19 protein-coding genes and 1 pseudogene are annotated in these 20667 nt (G+C 69.0%); 9 read left to right on the top strand and 11 right to left on the bottom strand.

The features are described 5' to 3' along the window. Positions 1-118: 118 nt before the first annotated feature. Positions 119-1237, top strand: coding sequence for a hypothetical protein (locus OG241_RS36385; RefSeq protein WP_405821515.1), 1119 nt, complete (start codon positions 119-121; stop codon positions 1235-1237). 129 nt (positions 1238-1366) lie between these two features. Next, positions 1367-1741, top strand: a pseudogene (locus OG241_RS36380) (hypothetical protein); the annotation flags it as partial. A gap of 84 nt (positions 1742-1825) precedes the next feature. On the opposite strand, the gene msrA reads toward OG241_RS36380, so the two are convergent. Both msrA and OG241_RS36370 read right to left on the bottom strand, forming a co-directional pair. Further along, positions 1826-2338, bottom strand: a complete 513-nt coding sequence (msrA, locus tag OG241_RS36375) for a peptide-methionine (S)-S-oxide reductase MsrA (RefSeq protein WP_405821513.1) — start codon at positions 2336-2338, stop codon at positions 1826-1828. 167 nt (positions 2339-2505) lie between these two features. After that, entirely contained in the window at positions 2506-3171 is a 666-nt protein-coding gene (locus OG241_RS36370; protein ID WP_405821511.1) for an NADPH-dependent F420 reductase, read from the bottom strand. A gap of 99 nt (positions 3172-3270) precedes the next feature. Here OG241_RS36370 and OG241_RS36365 point away from each other — a divergent pair, with 99 nt between their 5' ends. Then, entirely contained in the window at positions 3271-3648 is a 378-nt protein-coding gene (locus OG241_RS36365) for a winged helix-turn-helix transcriptional regulator (RefSeq protein ID WP_405826629.1), read from the top strand. A 69-nt stretch (positions 3649-3717) separates the two neighbouring features. Here the strand turns inward: OG241_RS36365 and OG241_RS36360 are convergent, their stop codons facing one another. Next, the gene (locus tag OG241_RS36360; protein WP_405821509.1) at positions 3718-4689 is read right to left on the bottom strand and encodes an LLM class flavin-dependent oxidoreductase; all 972 of its coding nucleotides are present in this window, start codon (positions 4687-4689) and stop codon (positions 3718-3720) included. 87 nt (positions 4690-4776) lie between these two features. Here OG241_RS36360 and OG241_RS36355 point away from each other — a divergent pair, with 87 nt between their 5' ends. Beyond that, on the top strand, positions 4777-5535 hold the full coding sequence (locus OG241_RS36355) for a helix-turn-helix domain-containing protein (protein ID WP_405821507.1): 759 nt from the start codon (positions 4777-4779) through the stop codon (positions 5533-5535). 78 nt (positions 5536-5613) lie between these two features. Here the strand turns inward: OG241_RS36355 and OG241_RS36350 are convergent, their stop codons facing one another. Further along, positions 5614-6165 carry a DUF3455 domain-containing protein gene (locus OG241_RS36350; RefSeq protein WP_405821506.1) on the bottom strand — a complete coding sequence of 184 codons (552 nt, stop codon included), beginning with the start codon at positions 6163-6165 and terminating at the stop codon, positions 5614-5616. Between the two features lie 385 nt (positions 6166-6550). On the opposite strand from OG241_RS36350, the gene OG241_RS36345 reads away from it, so the two are divergent. Continuing rightward, complete coding sequence (locus tag OG241_RS36345) at positions 6551-7240, top strand: maltokinase N-terminal cap-like domain-containing protein (RefSeq protein ID WP_405821504.1); 690 nt, start codon at positions 6551-6553, stop codon at positions 7238-7240. 40 nt (positions 7241-7280) lie between these two features. Here the strand turns inward: OG241_RS36345 and OG241_RS36340 are convergent, their stop codons facing one another. Beyond that, on the bottom strand, positions 7281-7988 hold the full coding sequence (locus tag OG241_RS36340; RefSeq protein ID WP_405821502.1) for a class I SAM-dependent methyltransferase: 708 nt from the start codon (positions 7986-7988) through the stop codon (positions 7281-7283). A gap of 119 nt (positions 7989-8107) precedes the next feature. On the opposite strand from OG241_RS36340, the gene OG241_RS36335 reads away from it, so the two are divergent. Next, positions 8108-9040, top strand: a complete 933-nt coding sequence (locus OG241_RS36335; RefSeq protein ID WP_405826627.1) for a DUF5829 family protein — start codon at positions 8108-8110, stop codon at positions 9038-9040. Between the two features lie 134 nt (positions 9041-9174). Here OG241_RS36335 and OG241_RS36330 read toward each other — a convergent pair whose 3' ends face one another. Next, positions 9175-10215 (bottom strand): NAD(P)-dependent alcohol dehydrogenase, encoded by a 1041-nt coding sequence (locus tag OG241_RS36330; protein ID WP_405821500.1) that lies wholly within the window; start codon positions 10213-10215, stop codon positions 9175-9177. A 172-nt stretch (positions 10216-10387) separates the two neighbouring features. On the opposite strand from OG241_RS36330, the gene OG241_RS36325 reads away from it, so the two are divergent. Beyond that, positions 10388-11317, top strand: a complete 930-nt coding sequence (locus tag OG241_RS36325; RefSeq protein WP_405821499.1) for a helix-turn-helix transcriptional regulator — start codon at positions 10388-10390, stop codon at positions 11315-11317. A gap of 71 nt (positions 11318-11388) precedes the next feature. On the opposite strand, the gene OG241_RS36320 is transcribed toward OG241_RS36325, so the two are convergent. From OG241_RS36320 to OG241_RS36300, 5 genes are all read right to left on the bottom strand, one after another. Beyond that, on the bottom strand, positions 11389-14715 hold the full coding sequence (locus OG241_RS36320) for a S8 family peptidase (protein WP_405826625.1): 3327 nt from the start codon (positions 14713-14715) through the stop codon (positions 11389-11391). 193 nt (positions 14716-14908) lie between these two features. Then, entirely contained in the window at positions 14909-15592 is a 684-nt protein-coding gene (locus tag OG241_RS36315) for an ABC transporter ATP-binding protein (RefSeq protein ID WP_405821497.1), read from the bottom strand. Between the two features lie 124 nt (positions 15593-15716). Continuing rightward, on the bottom strand, positions 15717-17195 hold the full coding sequence (locus OG241_RS36310; protein WP_405821496.1) for an ABC transporter permease: 1479 nt from the start codon (positions 17193-17195) through the stop codon (positions 15717-15719). A gap of 156 nt (positions 17196-17351) precedes the next feature. Next, entirely contained in the window at positions 17352-18623 is a 1272-nt protein-coding gene (locus tag OG241_RS36305; RefSeq protein ID WP_405821494.1) for an Ig-like domain-containing protein, read from the bottom strand. A gap of 267 nt (positions 18624-18890) precedes the next feature. Further along, positions 18891-19244, bottom strand: a complete 354-nt coding sequence (locus OG241_RS36300; protein WP_405821492.1) for a hypothetical protein — start codon at positions 19242-19244, stop codon at positions 18891-18893. Between the two features lie 110 nt (positions 19245-19354). Between OG241_RS36300 and OG241_RS36295 the strand changes: the two genes are divergently transcribed. Both OG241_RS36295 and OG241_RS36290 read left to right on the top strand, forming a co-directional pair. Beyond that, positions 19355-19750, top strand: a complete 396-nt coding sequence (locus OG241_RS36295; RefSeq protein WP_405821491.1) for a cell wall protein — start codon at positions 19355-19357, stop codon at positions 19748-19750. An 81-nt stretch (positions 19751-19831) separates the two neighbouring features. After that, positions 19832-20659, top strand: coding sequence for a hypothetical protein (locus OG241_RS36290; protein ID WP_405821489.1), 828 nt, complete (start codon positions 19832-19834; stop codon positions 20657-20659). Positions 20660-20667 lie beyond the last annotated feature (8 nt).

Raw genomic sequence — 20667 nt, 5'->3', positions numbered from 1 at the left:
GCACCGAGGGTAGTGCGCTCCTGGGACTGATGTCGGCCGGCGCCTGTGGGACCGGGTGCGGGGCGGCCCGGACGGGCCTGGTTCGCCAATTGTCAGAGGCGTCTGGTTCGCTTGGGGTATGGAGATTCTCTGGGTCCTGATGGCGCTGGTCATGCTGGGCTTCGTGGTGTTGCCGTTCCTGCGGCGCAGGAGTGCCGGTATTCAGCAGGTCGCCCCCGGGGACCCGGACGCCGCGGACCCGGCGAACTACGGCTTCGTCCGGCAGGAGGCGCTGGACATCCGGATGCCCGGCCCCGACCAGGATCTGCTGGACGTCCTGGACGTCGTGCAGCGCACACAGGACTACAGAGCGGCGGCGCAGCTCCTCGCCGGCACGGAGAAGGACGGTGAGCGGCGCTGGCAGCGTGTGCAGGCCTTCGCGGGCGCCGCGTCGCTGGAGCTGCGGCAGCGCCCCGGCGGGGTGAGCGAGACGCCGGGCGGCCAGTGGCTGCGGGTGTGGCGGACGGAGTCGCCCAAGGACGCGGGCGGCGCGGCGGTGCACGCGGAGTTCCTGGTGCAGCAGGCGTGGCGGACGTCGACGCCCGGGACGGACGAGTTCCGGATCATCATGGAGGAGGCGAAGGCGGCGTGCGGCGACGCGGCGCTCCTCTCCCCCGGTGACCCGGTCCCGTACATCGTGGAGCTGTCGGTGGCGCGCGGACTGGCTTACTCCCAGCCCGAGTTCGAGCAGCTCTGGCTGAAGATCCTCGACCGTGCTCCGGAGCACATGGGGGCGCATCTGGCGGCGCTGCACTACTGGTGCGAGAAGTGGCACGGCTCGCGCGCGCTGGCGATGTCGTTCGCGGAGGCGGCGGCGGCCCGGGCTCCCGAGGGCTCGCTGCTGGCGGCGATGCCGCTGTTCGCGGTCTTCGAGCACCTTCCCGAGGTGAACCTGGTCAGCGGCTTCTACCAGAGCGAGGTGGTGACGAAGGCGATCCACGGCGCTCTGTACGCGGTCCACGCGGCCCGTCCCGACGACCCGATGCTCGCTCATGTCCGCCATCTGCTGATCTTCTTCCTGGTGCGCTCCGAGCGCTGGGCGGAGGCCATGAACCAGCTGGTGCACGTGGACGGCCACGTGGGCGCGCTCCCCTGGACCCTCACCGCCGACCCGGCGTCGGAGTTCGCGGTGTACCGGGCGCTGGCGGTGGCGGGGTACGAGGCGAACGGCGGAAGCCCGGCGACGCTGCTGCGGTGAGGGAGGGGAGTAGGTAGGGCAGGGGACCGGGCAAGGAATGGTTCGGGGAGCGTCCGCGAGGGGCTTCGAGGGTAAGCGGACACCGGGTGGCATGATCATGTCTTGCCTGCCCCCGGGGCCCGTACGACCGAGTTCGCCGAGCGCGCGGCGGCAGCCGCACCCCTGGGCAGCCTGTTGACGGTCCTGCCGTTGATCGCCCACTTCGAGCACGACGACTCGAAGGACACCGCCGCCGACAGCACGCCCGAGATGATCGCCCGGGTGAACGCCGACCCGGCCCACCCGCGCCTGCCGGAACTGCGCCACCTCCTGGCGTACTACCTCTCGCTCCAGGACCGCGACGAGGCCGCGATCGAGCAGTTCAGGCTGGTCGACGGGTACGTGGAAGCCCTGCCGTGGCGCTACCACGGCACGGGAATGGCGGCCCGCTACTGCCGTATCCGCAACCTGTCGGCGCGGGCGGTCGTGTCGGCGGAGACGGACGTGGAGACGGGGCTGGAGTAGACGGGGGCGGGGCAGGAGCGGGGGCGGGGCTCGGGTGAGCTGAGCCCTCTGTCCCCAGCTCCCTGTCCCCGGCCCCCTCCGCGGTCAGCCCTCCGCGCGAGCGGGCAGTCGCCAGCCCGGGCGCGGGAAGTGGCAGGTGTAGCCGTTCGGGTAGTTCTGCAGGTAGTTCTGGTGCTCGGGCTCGGCCTCCCAGAAGGGGCCGACCGGCTCCACCTCGGTGACGACCTTGCCGGGCCACAGGCCGGAGGCGTCCACGTCGGCGATCGTGTCCTCGGCGATCCGCTTCTGCTCGTCGTCCACGTAGTAGATCGCCGAACGGTAGCTGAGGCCGATGTCGTTGCCCTGGCGGTTCTTGGTGCTCGGGTCGTGGATCTGGAAGAAAAGCTCCAGGATCGCGCGGAAATCGGTCGCCTCGGGGTCGAAAAGGATCTCAATGGCCTCCGCGTGCGTGCCGTGGTTGCGGTACGTCGCGTTCGGCACGTCACCACCGGTGTAGCCGACCCGGGTCGCCGTCACGCCGGGGAGACGGCGGATCAACTCCTCCATCCCCCAGAAGCATCCGCCCGCCAGCACGGCCCTCTGCGTCTGCGCAGCCATTGCAGCCCTCCAATTCCTGTCGGCTCGATCACTCGGGCTACCCGGCCCACACACCACCGGCAGCCCTCGCCCGCTTCTTCAACGCGCGAGGGTTCCGGGCAATTCCGGGCGGCACGGTGGGCATCCTGCCCGGCCGACGGACGGGCGCACGGGCGTACGCAGGACCGCTACCCCTGGGCGCTGCCGCGATCGCGGGCCACCGGGACCTGGGGAACGGCCGAGTTGGGGTCGAACCCCGCGAACGCCAGGCCGATGACGAAGCCCGCCACCTCCTCCAGCTGACGGACGCGATCCAGAGCGCCCAGAGTCGCCGGGATCCCGCCGGCGTCCCGTACCAGTTCACCGACGACGCTCAGTGCCGCCGTGTCGTCGCCGCACATCGCCACCGTCACCCGGGGCCCGCCGGCGTCGGGCGGGCTCGTCCACTGGGCGGCGGGGAAGAGATGGAACGCCTTCACGACCCCGGCTCCTGGAGCGAGCCCGGCGATCCGCTCCGCCATCGACTCCCCCTGTCCGGTGAGCAGCGTGCCGACACCATGTGCCACGGCGTTCGTGGGATCGATCAACGGCGTCCCGTCGAGTACGCCGTCCGCCGCGCCCACCAGTTTCAGCGCGTCCTCGACGCCGTCCCACGACACGGCGAGCAGCACCGCGTCTCGCCCGGTGACCACCTCACGCGGCGGGACGGCAAGCACACCGTGCCCCAGCCGTTCGGCAAGACTCTCCGCCTTCGCCCGCGACCGCCCGCCGATCACCACCTCGTGCCCCGCCCGCGCCCAGCCCTCGCCCAGGCCCGCCGCGAGTGTCCCTGTCCCCAGGATCCCGATACGCATCGTCGCCACCTCTCACACCGTGGTTGGTTGGGTAGGCACGGTATGCGGGGCGATACGCACCGATCGGTGCGTGACCGGCACAGGATGATGGGCGGCGAGATGACCGATCACGACGCACACTGCCTCGACTTCGTCGCCGACTGCCGTCTGCGCGCGGCCACCGATCTCTTCACCCACACCTGGGATCCCGTCGTACTGGCGGCTCTTCGCCCGGGGCCGCGTCGGCGCCGTGAGCTGCGTACGGCGATCGGCGGCATCAGCGACAAGGTCCTCACCGAGTCCCTGCGCCGTCTGCTCACCGCCGGACTCCTCGAACGCCACGCCCACGCCGAGGCACCACCCCGCGTCGAGTACGCCCTGACCGGCCTCGGACGGAGCCTGGTCGAGGGCCCGATGGCGGTCCTGGGCCGCTGGGCGATCGAGCACGCCGACGAGCTTCTCGAAACCCGGGAGAGCGGTACGCCACAGGGTTTCTGAGCACGGTCCGACTCAGGAATGTGCCGAGGCCGGGCCCCCTCCGTGTCAGCTCCTGCGTCAGTTCCTACGTCAGCTCCATGTCAGCTTCTGTGTCAGCGTCAGCTTGCGGAGCGCGGGGAGCAGCTCCGCGAGCCGCTCCAACTGGTCGCGCTGGGAGCGGAGGCCAAGAGCCCCGAGACGGGTGACGATGTGCCGAGCACCGGCAGCCGCGTACTCTTCCAGACGCTCTCGGACCTGGGCGGCGGAGCCGGTGACGACTGCCTGGATTTTCTCCAGCTGATCGAGGGGCATGCCGTATGTGGCCTGAGCGTAGGCGTCCATCTCCCGGCGGCCGCGTTCGGCGTCGTCATCGATCCGTACCGAGACGAACAGGGCGCAGGTGATGTCCTCGGCCGACCGGCCGGCATCGGCACCCGCGGAGCGGATGGCGGCGACGCCCGACGCGTAGTCAGCGGGGTCGGGTGGGTAGGGCAGCCATCCGTCGTACAGCCGGCCGGTCCGGGCCAGCGCCGAAGGGGTGGCGCCCCCGAGCCAGACGGGCGGGCCGCCGGCGCGAAACGGCCTGGTCATGGGCGGGATGTCATCGAGCCGGAGAATCTGGCCGTGGAAGTGGGTAGCGCCGTCCCACAGGGCCCGCCACAGTGCGACGGTCTCGTCCAGCCTGGTGAAGCGTCCTGCCCAGGGCACTTCGGACAGCGTGTACAGGGGTTGCCCGAAGCGGCCGGGGAAGCCCGCGCCGACGGTCACGGTGAGCCGGCCGCCGGACAGCAGGTCGATCGACGCCAGTGACTGTGCGGCCTGGACCGGCCGCCGAAGGAACGGCAGCAGTGCGGCTGTTCCCAACGTCACGCTGTCCGTCGTCGGGGCGAGCGCGGCCAGCATCGTCAGGGCCTCGACGCGGGGGCTGATCAGGGAGTCGTTGACGAAGAGCGAGGAGAAGCCGAGACGTTCGGCCCGACGGCCGAAGCCGATCAGCTCTCGGGGGTCGTCGGTCTCGCCCCACTGGGCGGTTCCGGTCGGAAGCAGCACACCGATGTCCATGCCGGAGATCGTCGTCTTCGGTGTGCGGGGCGACAATTCCCCGCAAGGAATGGCCGGGCCCCCACAGCCCCCGTTACAACGGTTGTCATGGATTTCCCCAGCGCTCTACGCGAACGCCGCACCCGCCGTCACATCAGCCAGCTCGATCTGGCGCTGCGGGCGGGGACGACCCAACGGCATGTCAGTTTCATCGAGTCAGGCAGGTCCGTTCCGGGCCGGAACATGGTGGTACGCCTGGCCGAGTCGCTGGAACTGCCGCTGCGCGAGCGCAACGAACTGCTGACGACCGCCGGGTACGCGCCCGTCTACGTGGAGAGTTCGCTCGACGACCCGGGACTGGCCCCCGTACGCACCGCGATCGACCACATCCTGCGTGGACATCTGCCGTATCCGGCGCTGGTGGCGGACCGGCGCGGTGACCTGATCGCCGCGAACTCGGCATTCGACCTGATCACCGAGGGCGTTGCCGCCGAGCTGGTGGGACCGGGGACGAACGTCTACCGTCTGGCGCTGCATCCCGACGGTCTGGCTCCCCGCATTCTCAACCTCGCCGAATGGGCGCGGCACATCCTGGCTCGACTGGGTCATCTGGAGGAGCTGCGCGCCGAACTCGCCGAGTACGTCCCCGAACCGGGGCCGACCGACGGCCTGCTCGGTTTCGCGGTTCCGCTCCGTCTGCGGTCGTCGTACGGGGAGCTGCGCCTGATGACGACGGTGACGACCTTCGCCACGGCGATCGACGTGACGCTCGCCGAACTGAAACTGGAGGCGTTTCTGCCGGCTGACCAGGCGACGGCGGAAGCTCTCGTGGCAGCAGCAACTGCGGCGGGACCCGATGCCTGTTGACACCGGGGCCCGCCGTATCAGGTCGCTTCTGGCCCTGAGATCAAGGAAGTTGACGATCCACGACTGGACGAGCCACGACTACTTGACCGGCTTGTAGAACGCGTACGTCGCGGAGTACGGAACGCTCACCTGGTCAGTACCGGTGCAGGCGGCGGCAGGGGCCACGCCGCCGTGCGTGTTGAGGCGCTGGATGTAGGAGACGTCGGCGAAGACGCCCGCGCCGCGCGTGGTGGTGGACTTGAGGAGGAGCTCCGGGATCGTGCCCGTCTTGGGGGAGTTGGCGACGGCGGCGGCGTTGACCGCGCTGCCGTCCACCGTGGACACCCAGACCGGGCCGCGGGAGTGGAGGGCGACGGTGCGGTGGGAACGGTCGCCCCTGGCCCACAGGGTGGCGGCGGGCTCCAGCAGCTTCCAGGCGCCGTCGGTGCAGGTGTAGGTCTGGACGCCTTCGGCGGAGAAGACACCGGTGAGTCTGTTGCCCTCGGGGACCTTCAGTGCGGCCGGAGCGTCGACGCCGTGACGGGCGGGCTGCACGGGTGCGGCCTGGCCGACGGTCGCGCTCGCGAGCGTGCCGGCGGTTACGGCGGCGAAAGCTGTGGTGGCGAGGACGAGTCGCTTGGCGAGTTTCATCGGGCTTGTCTCCAGAACGTTTTCTGAACGCTGAACCATGAACTGTGAACTCGTAGCTGTGAGTTCGTAGCTGTGAACTCCGTCGATCTTCCGGGCACGGTAATTGCTCCCGTGCCGTCGGACCCGTGCCGAGCCGTGAAGAACAGCGACAAGGAGGTGAACAAGTTGTGTGCACCGCAGCCGAGTTGAGCGCGATACCCACGTGACCCTCCGGTCGGCCCGGGCTGCCCGGCGGAGATCATCACGTCTCACGAGGAGGGAAGTATCGCCGTACGGGTCCCAGCTGGACGAGGGCCTACAGGGCACCCGCACGGGCACGCCGCCGCGCACTCCGGGCCCGGGCCCGGGAGGGGAATCATCAGCCGCCGCGGGAAGTTCACGAGGCATGGCTGTCATCCACAACACGACCATGTCCCCCGGCAAGCTGGAGCTGCTCGCGGCCTGGCTGCCCAGCCGGCCCTGGTATGTCGCATCGGGTCGGGAGCCTGAGTTGACCAAGGCCGGGGGTTTTCGGCTCGATGATCCCGAGGGGGAGGTGGGTATCGAGTTCATGGTGGTCACGGATACGTCCGGCGACACCCCCGTCTCCTACCACGTGCCGCTCAGCTACCGGGGCGCGCCGCTGGGCGGAGCCGACCAGGCACTCGTGGGGACCTCCGAGCACGGGGTGCTGGGCAAGCGGTGGATCTACGACGGGGCCCATGACCCGGTGCTCGTGGCCCAGTTGCTCGCGTTCCTCCAGGGCCGAGCCGAAGCGCAGGCCCAGAGTGTGAGCGGCACTCCCGACCCCTCGGTCACCGGTCACTTCACGGGGGCCGGCTTCTCCGCCGAGGTCGCGTCCCTCGCGGTCACCGACGGCCAGGACGGCACCGCCGTAGTGGTGGAGCCCGGGGCGGACAGTGGGCCGGAGAGCACCCTGGCCCTGCGGGTGACGCGGACCCTCCCGGCGCCGGAAGAGCGGGCCGAGGGTCTCGCCACCGCCGGGACCCGGGGACAGGTCACCGCGGGCTGGCGTCTGCCGGACGGCAGCGAGGGCCGCGCCCCGTTCGTGCTGGTCGGCGACGCCCCGCACTGAGGAGACCGCACGGCCGTACGGCTGGACAGCTGTACGGCGCCTACCGTCCACCGTCGCGGTAGTACGACGCGACGGCCGGCTGCCCGGTGTAGTTGGGGCCCGCGTCGGGATTGGCCCCGAGGTAGGTGAAGGGAAGCCGGACCGGCCTCCCGCCCCGCAGGCTGAGCCGATGATGCCGGGCCGAGTAGTCGAAGCCGGCGGCGCGCAGGGCCGCGAGGACGGGCCGGGAGGCGTCGGTGCCGTCGGGGCGCCGCAGGGTCGCCGGGTCCAGGTGGGCGACCAGGAGGCCGGTACTGGTGAGCCAGGTGGCCGCCCGTTCCAGGAGGGCGAGGCGGTCGCCGATGTAGTGGAGGCCGTGGACGCAGGTGACGAGGTCGTACCGGCGGGCCGGGGACCACTGACCGAGGTCGGCGGTGACGAGTTCGAGGCCGTCGGGCAGTTCCGCCCGCCGCAGCGGGCCGACCAGGTCGACACCGGTGATCACGGCTCGGGGAAGCTGCCGGGAGGCGGCGCGGAGGGCCTGTCCTTCGCCGCTGCACAGGTCGAGCCAGGAGGGCGCCGGGCCGCGACTGTCGAGGAACTCGGCCGGGTCGAAGCCGAGTTCGCGCGCGTAGCTGTTGACGCCGGTCAGGACCCGCTCCCGGTTCATCGTGCTGTTGGCCACGACGGAGTGCCCGGCCAGCCGGTCGTCGTCGATCAACCGGTGCGGCGGTGGGACGTCCGTTGCCGGCGAAGTACCGTCGATCACCTGCCCCATTGTGCGGCACCTTCGATCGAGGGGGGCGGCACAGCCGTCCCGGAAATCACCAGCGGACGCAAATCCTCCGTCCTACGATCGCTCACATGCTGCTTCGAAGAACGTTACGGATGATCACTGTCATCGCTGTGGCCCTCGCAGCGGCGGTGCAGGGAGGTGCCGCGAACGCGGCGCCCGCCGCCCAGGAGAACCAGCCACCGTCACCTGAACGGCAGTTGCTCTACTACAACCACGCCTACGGGGTGTTCGACCGGGAGACCGCCGACGCCATCGAGCACTCCACCTATCTGCGGGAGTTCGCCAACTTCCAGGTCCGCACCACGACCGGCTCCGGTGGCGAGACCTGGACCGGCCGGTATCTGATGGGCCGCGAGACCTACTTCGAACTGTTCGGCGTCGGCGACGTTCCCGGCCAGGACGGCCTCCTCGGCTCCGCCGGAACGGGGCTGTCGACCGAGCGGGCCGGTGACCAGGCCACGGTGATCGAGCGGTTGCGGGCGGAAGGCGTCCCCGACCCGGTCCTGTTCCTCCAGACGCGGGACTTCGGCGACGGCGTCCCGGTGCCGTGGTTCGACGCGGTGCTCACCACCCTCGAGTACGACGGCTACGACGCCTGGGCGATGGAGTACCGGCCCGAGTACTTCGCCGACCCGCGCGGCAACACCGAGCCCCCCGCCTTCCCCGGTGACGTCGGCCGGGAACGCTATCTGTCCGACCTCTACCGCGACCACCTGATGCGTGACGTCACCTCGGTCCGCTTCGCGGTCACCGCGGGCGACCTCGCCGACACGGTGCCGCTGCTGCGGGCCGGCGGCTTCGCCGTCAGGTCGGTGGCGAACGGCGGCATCGTCGCCCAGGGCGGCGGCACGACGATCCGCTACGACGTCGTCACGCGCGAACACGCGGGGATGCGGCGGGTCGAGATGTCCCTCAATCACCCCGTGCCCTACCGCCACGAGGAACAGCTCGGCCATTCGACCCTCACCGTCGGCCCGGGCGCCCGAGCGGTGTGGACGTTCGACGACACCAGCGGAACCAGCTGACCGACGGCCGGATCACCTGAGAACGGAGAGGACTTTCCCCCGTTCCCGCGCCTGACATCGGTAGAGGGCCCCGGCGTCAACCACCCGCCGGGGCCCTCTACCGAGCATCACGCGAACATCTGGCCGTCAGGACGTCAGATCGTCGCCGTGTCGATCACGAAGCGGTAGCGGACGTCGCTCGCCAGGACCCGCTCGTACGCCTCGTTGATCTGCGAGGCGCTGATCAGCTCGATCTCCGAGCCCAGGTTGTGCTCGGCGCAGAAGTCCAGCATCTCCTGGGTCTCCGGGATGCCGCCGATGCCGGAGCCGGCGAGGGTCTTGCGGCCGGCGATCACCGAGAAGAGGTTCAGCGCGACGGGCTCCTCGGGGGCGCCCACGTTCACGAACGCGCCGTCCGTCTTGAGGAGGGACAGGTAGGCGTCCAGGTTCAGCGGGGCCGAGACCGTCGACAGGATGATGTCGAAGGTGCCGCGCAGCTCCTTGAAGGTGGCCTCGTCGCTGGTCGCGTAGTAGTGGGAGGCGCCCAGCTTCAGGCCGTCCTCCTTCTTGCGCAGGGACTGCGAGAGAACCGTCACCTCGGCGCCGAGCGCGTTCGCGATCTTGACGCCCATGTGGCCGAGGCCACCCATGCCGAGGATCGCGACCTTCTTGCCGGGGCCGGCGTTCCAGTGCTTCAGCGGGGAGTACGTGGTGATGCCGGCGCAGAGCAGCGGCGCGGCCACGTCGAGGGCGAGGCCGTCGGGGATGCGGACCGTGTAGTTCTCGTCCACGACGATCTTCTCGGCGTAGCCGCCGTACGTCGGCTCGCCGTTCTTGTCGAGGGCGTTGTAGGTGCCGACACCGCCCTTGAGGCAGTACTGCTCAAGGCCGGCCTTGCAGTTCTCGCACTCGCGGCACGAGTCGACCAGACAGCCGACGCCCACGTGGTCGCCGACCGCGAACTTGGTGACTCCGGAGCCGACCGCCTCGACGACACCGGCGATCTCGTGGCCGGGGACCATCGGGAAGATGGCCTCGCCCCAGCCCTCGCGGGCCTGGTGGATGTCGGAGTGGCAGATACCGGCGAACTTGATGTCGATCAGGACATCGAACTCACCGACCTCTCGACGCTCGATGGTGGTTCGCTCCAGGGGAGCCTTGGCGGAGGGGGCGGCGTATGCAGCGACAGTGGTCATGCCGGGGGTTCTCCTAGGGGGGATTCCGTGCCCGGCCGCCTTCTGACCGGGCACGACGGCCAGTCTGCCGAACGTTCCCCCGTTCGCCCAGTCCACGCCTTTGCGTACGTCCACCGGTCCTACCACTGGCGGGGTCAGGCTCGTGTTCGTACGACCGGGAATACTGGACCGTATGGACGAACATCCCGAATCCGCTTATCAGGCGAACGCCCCAGGCGACGGGCGGCTCCCTGGGGGTGCCCTGGACCGGCGTGCCGAGCTCAGTGAGTTCCTGCGCACCCGGCGGGCCCGGCTCAAGCCGGAGGACGTGGGGCTGCCGGACTTCGGGCGGCACCGCCGGGTACCGGGGCTGCGCCGCGAGGAGCTGGCCCAGCTGGCCGGGGTGTCGGTGGCCTACTACACCCGCCTCGAACAGGGCAACGGGCAGAACGTGTCCGCGGAGGTCCTCGACGCCATCGCCCGTGCCCTGCGGCTGACGGGCGCCGAGCACGCCCACCTCACCCACCTCGCCAAGCCGAAGCAGCACAAGAGGAAGCCGTCGGTGCGGACGCAGGTCGTGCGCGGGACGCTGCTGCAGCTGCTCGACACGATGGACGGGGCGCCGGCGTACATCTCCGGGCGGCGTGCGGACATCCTGGCGTGGAACGCGATGGCGGCGTCCCTCTTCGGGGACTGGGCCGAGCTGCCGCCGCAGGACCGGAACTGGGCGCGGCTTGTGTTCCTGCGGCCCGAGTACCGCGAACTGTTCCTGGACTGGGAGCAGAAGGCGAGCGACATCGTGTCGTATCTGCGGATGGACGCCGGCTGCTTTCCGGAGGACCCGAGGCTGGCCGCGCTGGTGGGCGAGCTGTCGGTGAAGAGCGAGGAGTTCCGGCGGCTGTGGGCGACCCACGACGTCAAGGAGAAGGGCTACGGGGTCAAGCGGTTCCGGCATCCCCTGGTGGGTGAACTGACCCTGAACTACGAGTCGTTCAGGCTTTCCGACGACAGCGACCAGATGCTGATCGTCTACGGCGCGGAACCGGGGTCGCCCTCGGCGGACGCCCTGCGGCTGCTGGCCAGCTGGGGCCGGGACGCGACCCGGGCGGGCACGGTTTCCTGACGGCGGCACGCGAACGGCCCGCCGGGGGAGATCCCCCCGACGGGCCGTGGCGTCAGCGCGTCACCTGCGGCTCACTTGCCGTAGTACGCGTTGTAGACCGAGATCGTCGACTTGTTGCCCTTCTTGTCGCTGATCTTGGCGTGGAAGGAGATCGCCGCCCCCTTCGCCGGGTTCACGACGGTGACCTTGCCGTTCGTCACCGTCAGCTTCTTCCAGGTCTGGCCGTAGTCGTACGACGCGTACACCGACAGCGTCTTCAGGTTGCTGCCGCGCGCCGCGCCCTCGACGACGACGGGGAACGTGACCTTCGTACCGGCCGCGACCTTGTTGTCCAGGCCGACCGGCGCGTTGAAGCGCACCGAGGACACCGGGAGCTTGGCCCCGTCCACCCCCGGCTTCTTCGACCGGAACGTCCAGCTCGCGTCGATCCGGGTGGACGCCTGGGCGATCTTGACGCTGCGCTTGACCGACGTCGTCAGCTTGTACGCGGCGTCGCCCGCGGGCACCGTGAACGCCTTGCCGCCGAACAGCGGGTCGTCGATCGTGGCGACCTTCTGGCCGTTGCGGTAGAGCGTCGTCGCCACCGATGTGAAGTCGGACGAGCCGGGGTGGCCCGCGCCGTCGGAGAACAGCGGCACCAGACCGTAGATGAAGTTGCCGTCACGGTAGACGCCGTAGTCCGGGAGCAGCCGGGGCCCGAAGACGGCGGTGTTCCAGGTGCGCGCGTACTTGCCGCCCCCCTTCAGCGTCTGCGGAAGAGCGAGCGTGTAGTAGGCCTCCGGGATCGAGAAACCGTCCGCGTCCTTGCCGTTGAACTGGGTGAAGTCGAACAGCCACTGGACCTTCTCACCCGTGGACACGTACTGGGTACGGGTGCCCGGCAGCGTCTGCTCGACGAGTGTGCCGAAGGCGAAGTCCTCGGGCAGCAGGGCGCTCGCGCCGAGTGCGCCGGTCCTGTTGGGCTGTCCGCCGCCGAGCCGGTTCGACACCGTGGCGAAGTCGCTCGCCTTGAAGTGGCGGACCTTGTCGCCGGTGATCTTCTTGACCTTGGCGGTGGTGATCGCGTCGTACTCCGCGCCCGTGCCCTTGGTGAACTGGCCGAACCAGGTCTGCGAGAGGCCGGTGACCTCCGCGCCGAGGTGGGCCATCCGCACGTTCGCGAAGGAGTCGAGGTTCACCCCGACACCGATGCCCGGCGGGTCGTACGTGTAGTCGATCATCACGGACAGCGGCTTGGCGTCCGCGTCCGGCACCGTGATGTCCGCCGGCTTGGTGGTACGGGCGTCGATCGTCACCGAGGTGTTCTTGGTGACCGTCAGCTTCGGCTGGACCACCCAGTCGAGGCCCTCACCGCCCAGGTCGGGCTTGGTGAAGTCCTTCGCGATCCAGCCGTCCAGGAGGTACGTGCCCTTGGGCAGACGCATGGTCGTGGTGCCGGTGGTGGCCGTCGGGACCTGGTAGTAGCGGTCCTGGGCCAGGCCCGCGTAGCCGAGGACGACCGTGTTGTACTCGCCCGTCGGCTGCCCGGCCTTGTCGATGTGCTTGATCGTGACGTCGTACGACTCGACCTCACGGTTGACCGCCGCCGCCGTACGGACGCTCTGGGCGCCGGCCGTCGCCGTCACGTACGAGGAGTACGCGCCGTCGAGGGTGCCGCCCAGCTTGGTGTTGACGGTGTAGCCGACCGAGGCGCTGCCGCCCGCCGGGACCTTCAGGGTCGTCGCGGCCAGCTTGAAGAAGCCGGCCGGAGCGGGCTGGCCCTTCGGGTTGGTCGCGGTCGCCGTCAGCTTCAGCGTGACGTCGGCCGTGCCGAGGTTGCGGTAGGTCAGCGGCTTGGTGACCGGGGTGTCGTCGGTGTGCGGCCATGCCTGCGTGCCGAAGCTCACCGACACGGGGTCGGCGATCACGGTCTGCTTGATGGCCTTGTCGACCTGGATCCGGCCCGAACCCTGCTGGAACGGCGTGTACTTGCCGCCCTTCGCGGACCCGGTGAGCGCGCCCTTGAGCTCGGCGTACGTCCAGGTCGGGTGCTCCTGCTTGAGGATCGCCGCCGCGCCCGCCACATGCGGCGTCGCCATCGACGTACCCGAGATGGTGAGGTAGCCGGCCGGCTTCTCGCCGACCTCCTGCTCGATGACGCTGCCCTTGGCGGAGGCGGCCGTGATGTCCACGCCGGGCGCGGTCACGTCCGGCTTGATGGCGCCGTCGCCGACCCGCGGGCCGGTGCTGGAGAAGTCGGCCAGCAGGTCCTTGTCGTCGACCGCTCCGACGGTGAGCGCCGCGTCGGCGCTGCCGGGCGAACCGATCGACTCCGGGCCGGAGTTGCCCGCCGCGATGGCGAAGAGGATGCCCTTTTCGGCGGACAGCTTGTTGACCGTCGCCTCCAGCGGGTCCACCTCGGGGGTGTCCTGGCCGCCGAGGCTGAGGTTGACGACCTGGGCGCCCTGCTCGGCAGCCCACTCCATGCCGGCGATGATGTTGGAGTAGTCACCGGAACCGGTGTCGTCCAGGACCTTGGCGCTGATGATCTTGGCGCCGGGTGCGACGCCCTTGTACTTGCCGCCGGACTTGGCTCCGGTGCCCGCCGCGATGGACGCGACGTGCGTGCCGTGGCCGAACTTGTCGGTGGCGCTCGCGGCCGTGGAGAAGTTCTTGGCCGCGATCACCTGGTCCTTGAGGTCCGGGTGGGTGGCGTCGACACCCGTGTCCACGACGGCGATCTTGACGCCCTTGCCGTCGTAGCCGGCCGCCCACGCCTTCGGCGCGCCGATCTGCGGCACGGACTTGTCGAGGCTGGCCTTGGCGGTGCCGTCGAGCCAGACGTGCGCGATCCCGGCGGCGGTCTTGTCGCCGTTGGTCACCGCGTCCCAGAGTTCGGGAGTGTCCTTCTGCGGAGTCTGTACGGCGTCCGCGTTCAGGAACTTCAGCGTGTGACGGAGGGTGCCCGCGTCGCGGACGTCGGCCTTGGTGGCGGTCGCCGCCCCCGTGTAGCCGACGATGACCTTCAGTCCCTTCTGCTGGGACCTGCGGGTCGCCGCCTTGTTCAACTCCGTGACGTCGAAGAGGCGTTGGTCGAGCTTGCCGCTCGACACGAGCCGGGCGGCGTCGGCCGGTACGACGAGCGTGTGCCCGTCCGTCTTGCGGATCTGTACGGGTATCCTGTCGCGGCCCGCCGCCCGCTCCAGGCCGACGACACGGCCCTTGGCGTCGACGGCGACCCGGTCGCCGGTGATGAGTGTGATGCGGTGCGCGGGCTTGAGCTTCTGGGCAGCGCTGGTCACGCGCTGCTGCTCACCCTTCGCGTTCGTTTCGGCCTTCGCGGAAGCCGGGCTGGTCATGCCCGCCGCGAGAGCAACTGCGGCTGCCGTGGCGACGGTTGCCACGCATGCCCTTTTCACTTGTGTGCGCAAGTCTCCCCCAGGAGCGCTGGCTGAGTACCGGGCAGTTCCCCGTTCACCCGGCAAGGGGGGAGTCCCGTACGCATGAGCGCACACCCCCCGACCGGAATTATGCCGAGGGGTGATCAGCCGCTCAATAGACTGGACGATTACGCGTTGGCTGTTACGAGCCAGTGACGAAACCTTGCGCGCTCTACGTACCGGCGTTCTCCTTCACGGTGATCTTTCCCTTACGGATGGTCGCCACCCTCGGGGCTTTCCTCGCGATCGCCGAATCGTGCGTGACCATGATGAAAGTGAGCCCGAGGTCCTTCCACATGGTTTCGAGTACGTCCATGATCTCGTCGCGCATCGACTCGTCGAGGTTGCCGGTGGGCTCGTCGGCGAGCAGCACCTTCGGCTGCTTGACCAGCGCACGAGCGATGGCGACACGCTGCTGCTGACCGCCGGACATCTCCCCCGGCAGATGTCCGAGCCGCTCGCCGAGCCCCACCGACTTCAGTGCCTCGGCGGCCCGGTCGCGCCGTTCCCTGCCCTTCACGCCCAGCGGCACGAGAGCGGTCTCGACGTTTTCCTGGGCGGACAGCGTCGGAATGAGATTGAAACTCTGGAAGACGAAGCCGATGTTCTCGCTGCGGACTTTGGTGAGGCGGCTCTCGGACAGTTTGGCGAGATCTGTTCCGTCGAGATCGATGCTTCCCTCGGTGGGCCGGTCGAGTCCGCCGAGCATTTGCAGCAGGGTGGACTTGCCGCCGCCGGTGGGGCCCTGGATGACCAGGCGGTCGCCGTCGGCGATGGTCAGGTCGACGCCGGCGAGGGCGTCGACTGTTTGCTTGCCTCGGGTGTAGCGCTTGACCACACCTTTGAGTTCATACATGTCGGTGGCTCCTGGGTGAGGTTGGGGGTGCGAGCTGTCATTCGTCGGCTGCCGGCGGGTGGGGGCTGGTCGCGCAGTTCCCCGCGCCCCTGACAGCCCCCGTCGGCCGTAGCCGAACCCAGCGCTACTCGACTCGCCTGAGCGCGTCCGCCGGGCGCAGCCTGGACGCGCGCCAGCCGCCGAAGGCGCCGGCGATCAGACCGCCGGCGACCGCGAGGCCGACCGCGAGGGCGATGGTGGAGAGCGCGACGGGCGCGGTGAGCGCGACCGAGAGCGCCTTGGACGCGGCCTGCCGCCCGAAGCCGCCACCGGGGAAGCCGCCGCCTCCGCCGGGACCGCCGTTGCCGCCCGAACTGCCCACCTCCGCCTGGAGTTCCGGGCTGATCGCGGTGACGACATACGCACCGGCGAGGCCGAGCGCGATACCGAGGGCGCCGCCCACCAGCCCGTTGACGACGGCCTCACCGACGACCTGCCGGGTGACCCGGCCCGACTTCCAGCCGAGCGCCTTCAGCGTGCCGAACTCGCGCACCCGCCGGGAGACGGCCGAGGAGGTGAGCAGGCCGGCGACCAGGAAGGCGGCGACGAGCACCGCGATGGACAGCCACTTGCCGACGTTGGAGGCCAGGTCGGAGGCGGTGGACAGGGACCCGGAGACGGTGCTGGCGAGATCGGCGGACGTCGTGACCGTCGTACCCGAGATGTTCTTCTGGATCGTCGACTTGACCGCGCTGATCTGCTGGGAGTCGGTCGCCTGGACGTAGATCGTGGTGACCTTGTCCTTGGAGTCGCTGAGGGTCTGGGCCTGCTGCAGCGGGATGTAGAGGTTGGCGGCCGAGTCGCCGCTGTCGGGGGTCGCGATGCCGATGGCCTTGTACTTGACGCTCTTGATGGTGACCGTGCTGCCGACCTTGAGCTTCTTCTCCTTGGCGTAGGCGGCGTCGACGACCACGACCTTCGCGTTCGTCTCGGAGGTCGTGAACGTACGGCCGCTGGTGATCTTCGAGGAGGTCAGCGGGCCGAGGGCCGGCTTGGTGACGTCGGTCCCGTACACCGAGTAGTTGTTGACGTCGAAGTTGGCGCCGCCGCCCTCAACACGCCCCTGGGGAGCGCCTGTTGAGCCGCCGCCGCGGTTTCCGCCGCCCTGGTTGCCGCCGCCGCTCTGCTGGTCCTGCTGGAACTGGCCCTGCCGGAACTGACCGCTGACCTTGATGACCTGGAGGCTCAGTCCGCCGACGGCGTCCGAAACGCCCTTCTGCGTATCGACCTTGGTGACCGTGGAGGCGGCCAGGGTCTGGAAGCCCTGGACGAACACCCGGTCGCTGCTCTGCTCGGCGGTGGAGTCGTTGTTCTGAGCGTCGAACTGGAAGCGCGGCCGCTGGGTGTCCCCGGTGCCCGTCTGGGCCGGGGCGGCCTTGGTGACGGTCATGTCGGTGCCGAGCCCGTACAGCGACTCCAGGACCTTGTCCTGCGCCTTCGACATGCCCGAGGACACCGAGGTGACCACGATGACCAGGGCGATGCCGAGCGCGAGCCCGGAGGCGACGACGAGTGCCGCTTTACGGCGGCGGCGCAGTTCGCGCCTCAGGTAGGTGAAGAACATGGCCGCAAGCTAGGTACAGCGTGTGATGACGCGATAAGCCCCGCATAAGAGATGCATGAGAAGGCTGTGATCAGCCCAGGAAACACCGATGCCGCCCCTGGGGGCGGCATCGGAAAGCTGTGCGGTGAGTGTGAGTCGGGCGGGCCCTGAGGAACCTCAGACCGCCGAACCCGCCTTCCAGTCCGCCCAGTTCAGGTTCCAGCCGTTGAGTCCGTTGGCCGGGTCGACGGTCTTGTCGCCGGTGTTCCGGACGTCGACGACGTCACCGATGATCGAGTGCTCGTAGAACCAGTAGCCCGCGGAGTTCTTGTCGTTGGCACCCTTGGTGTCGTTCAGGCCAACGCAGCCGTGGCTGACGTTGGCGCTGCCGAAGGTCCCGTCGGGGCTCCAGTAGTTGCCGTGCACGAAGGTGCCGGAGGTGGTCAGCCGGATGGCGTGCGGCACGTCCTTGATGTCGTACTCGCCCTTGCCGTCGTCGTCGGTGAAGCCCACGGTCGCGCCGTTCATGCGCGTCTCCTTGAACTTCTCCGACATGACCATCTTGCCTTCGTACGTCTTGTTCTCCGGCGAACCCGAGGAGATCGGGATGGTCTTGACGACCTTTCCGTCCTGGGTGACCTTCATCGTCTTCGTCTTGGCGTCGACGATGGAGACCTGGTTACGGCCGATCTGGAAGGTGACCGTCTTCTGCTGGACGCCGTAGACGCCCTTCGCGCCCTCCACGCCGTCGAGCGCCAGCTTCAGCGTGACGGTGGAGTTCTCCTGCCAGTAGTCGTCGGGCCGGCAGTCCATGCGGGTGTCGTTGAACCAGTGGCAGACGACCTCCTGCCCGCTGGTCGAGTTGACCGTGACGGCCTTCTGCACGGCCGCCTTCTCGGTGATCGCCTTGTCGAAGTTGATCGACACGGGCATGCCCACACCGACGGTCGAGCCGTCCTCGGGGGTGAAGTAGCCGACGAAGCTGTTCGCGGCGGCGACCGTGGTGAACGAGGCGTTCTCGTGCGCCGCGCGACCGTCCGCGTCCTTCGCCTCCGCGGCCACCTTGTAGGTGGTGGCGCGCTCCAGCTGGGCGCTCGGCTTCCAGCTGGTCTTGTCGGCCGATATCTCGCCGGCGACCGCCTTGCCGTCCGCCGTCGTCATCTCCACGGCCGTGAGGGTGCCCTTGGTCACCGCCACCTGGGCCGCGTTGTTGATGGAGGCGTTGTTGGAACCGTCCCCTGGTGTGATCTTGATCTGGGCCTCGGAGGTCTTCGCAGCCGCCGCCTCGTCGGCCTTGGCCTGCGAGGTGTCGGTACCGCTGTCGCCCTTGGAGGCACTGTCGCTGTCGCCTCCGCTGCACGCCGAGAGCACCAGCACGCCACCGAGCAGGGCGGACGCGGCCATCAGACCCTTGCGCCGCCTACTGTCCGTCATCACACGCTTCTCCATCGTTGCCGTATCCCAAAACCACGAGTCCCCGTACGGAACCTGGAACCTGCAAGTCCCCTTGACAATCTTCAACGCTACGACCGGTTCGCCTCGTTCCACATTCGCTCAGCGTGTGGGCCACACCACGTCACCCGGGTCACAGGGGGCTGTCCGCCCGTCCCGCACTCCACCGGGTCGTGTGATGCCACTGCCGGTCACTGCTTCTCCTGAGACGACGAAACCCCGGTCGGCGGTTGCCGACCGGGGTCACGAATTTCCCCAGCCGAGTCAGCCGTCGACCCGATCCCCGACCACTTCGTCGCCGTCGGCCTCATCATCCTCGTCGAGATCCCAATCCGGCGAATCCGGGTCGTAGTCGATCTCCTCACTGCTCCAGGACGCCTGTGCCAGTTCGGTCCCCGGCACCTCACCGACCAGGTCGAACGGGTCCACGAGGTACGCGAGCGCCTCCGCGGTGTCTTCCGTCACAGTGTCCTCGGCGTGCACTCGCTCGTCGGCCGGCATCTCGGTGTCAGCGGCGATCCGCTGCAACGCGGCCTTCGTCAGGGCGTCCACGTCGTCGACCTCGACGACCAGTTCCACGCGAAGCCGTACAAAACGTGATGTCTCTGATGTGCTCATGGTCGAAGAGAGTACGGCTCACAGCGCCCGCAACTTTCCCACGACCCACGCCTTTCATTAGCATCGGGGCCACGGCCAATTCGCCAGCGCCACAAGGGGATCGATATTCCGTGTCAGCCGCACGTCGATCGTTGTTGACCGCCACCGCCGCGGGCACCCTCCTGGGTGCCCTGTGGTTCGTCCCGTCCGCCAACGCGACGGCCGAGAAGTCGGTGGAGCAGCGACACAGAGCGGACACGTCCATGTCCACTATGTCGGAGCACACCCGACAGATCTCCATGCCGAGCACCACCAAAAGTGCGGGCACGAGTACGCGGGTGAGCACGAGTACGACCGCCACCACGACCTCGGCCACCACAACCTCGGACTCGGCCGCAGAAGGCACCCGCCTCGCCGACACCGGCAGCTTCGACACCACGCCGTACGTCGTCGGCGGCACGTTCAGCCTCGCCCTGGGCGCCGCGTTCGTGACGTATTCACTGCGCCGGGAACGCCTGGGGTTCTGACGGACCCCCGAGCGGGACATCGGACTTTTGAGGAACTTTAATAATTTGACGTTTATTTGACTGTCGGTTCATAGTCCGCACATGAAGAGATCATCGAGGGTGCGCGCGTGCGCCACGACGACCGTGGGCGTACTGGCGCTCGCCCTCATCACGGGGTGCGGCGGCGGAGACTCCGGGGCGTCGGAGAAGACGCAGGACGGAAAGACCGCGGAAACCGCGACGACAACGAAGGCCGCGACCAAGGCCGAGCTGGAGAAGCTGCTCGTCGCGACGGCCGACGTGAGCGGCTACAAGGTCGGAATGACCGCCGAGGAGACGAAGGCAGCGGACTCCAAGAGCGACCTCAAGGTCGCCGCGGAGGTCTGCGCGCCGATCGCGTACGCCGTCTCGGGCTTCGCGCCCGGCGACGAGGCGGCCGTCGTACAGACCAAGGTCTCCCAGGACGCGAAGAAGCCCACCGACACGGCTTCGGAGTCCACGGGCGACGTGTCCGACGCGGAGTGGCAGGCCGAGTTCGCGGAGTCCATGAACATCGACATCACCTTCCTCACGCTCTCCTCGTACGACGGTGACGGCGCCGAGAAGACCATGAAGGCCGTCTCCGACGCGGTCGCCGCCTGCGCGGGCGGCTTCTCGATCAAGGGCAGCACGGACACCACGAAGTACGCGAAAGTCGCGCCGGTGAAGACGTCCGGGGCCGGTGACGAGTCCGTGGCGTTCTCCGTGACCGGCGAACCGGACGACTCGGAGGACACCCCCGAAGCGACCGGCTTCACCTACGGCGAGGTCGTGCGCCACGGGAACACCATCGCGGCGTACACCACGGTCAACCTCGCCAAGGTCGTGTCCGGGAAGCCCTACGCCGTCTCGGCCCCCGTCGTGAAGGCACAGTCGGCCAAGCTGAAGTAGCGAAAGCG

It is taken from the genome of Streptomyces sp. NBC_01390 (genome assembly GCF_045040105.1).
Classification (GTDB): Bacteria; Actinomycetota; Actinomycetes; order Streptomycetales; family Streptomycetaceae; genus Streptomyces.
Note: the sequence above shows the minus strand (reverse complement) of the source record. Positions and strands in the feature narration are given on the sequence as shown.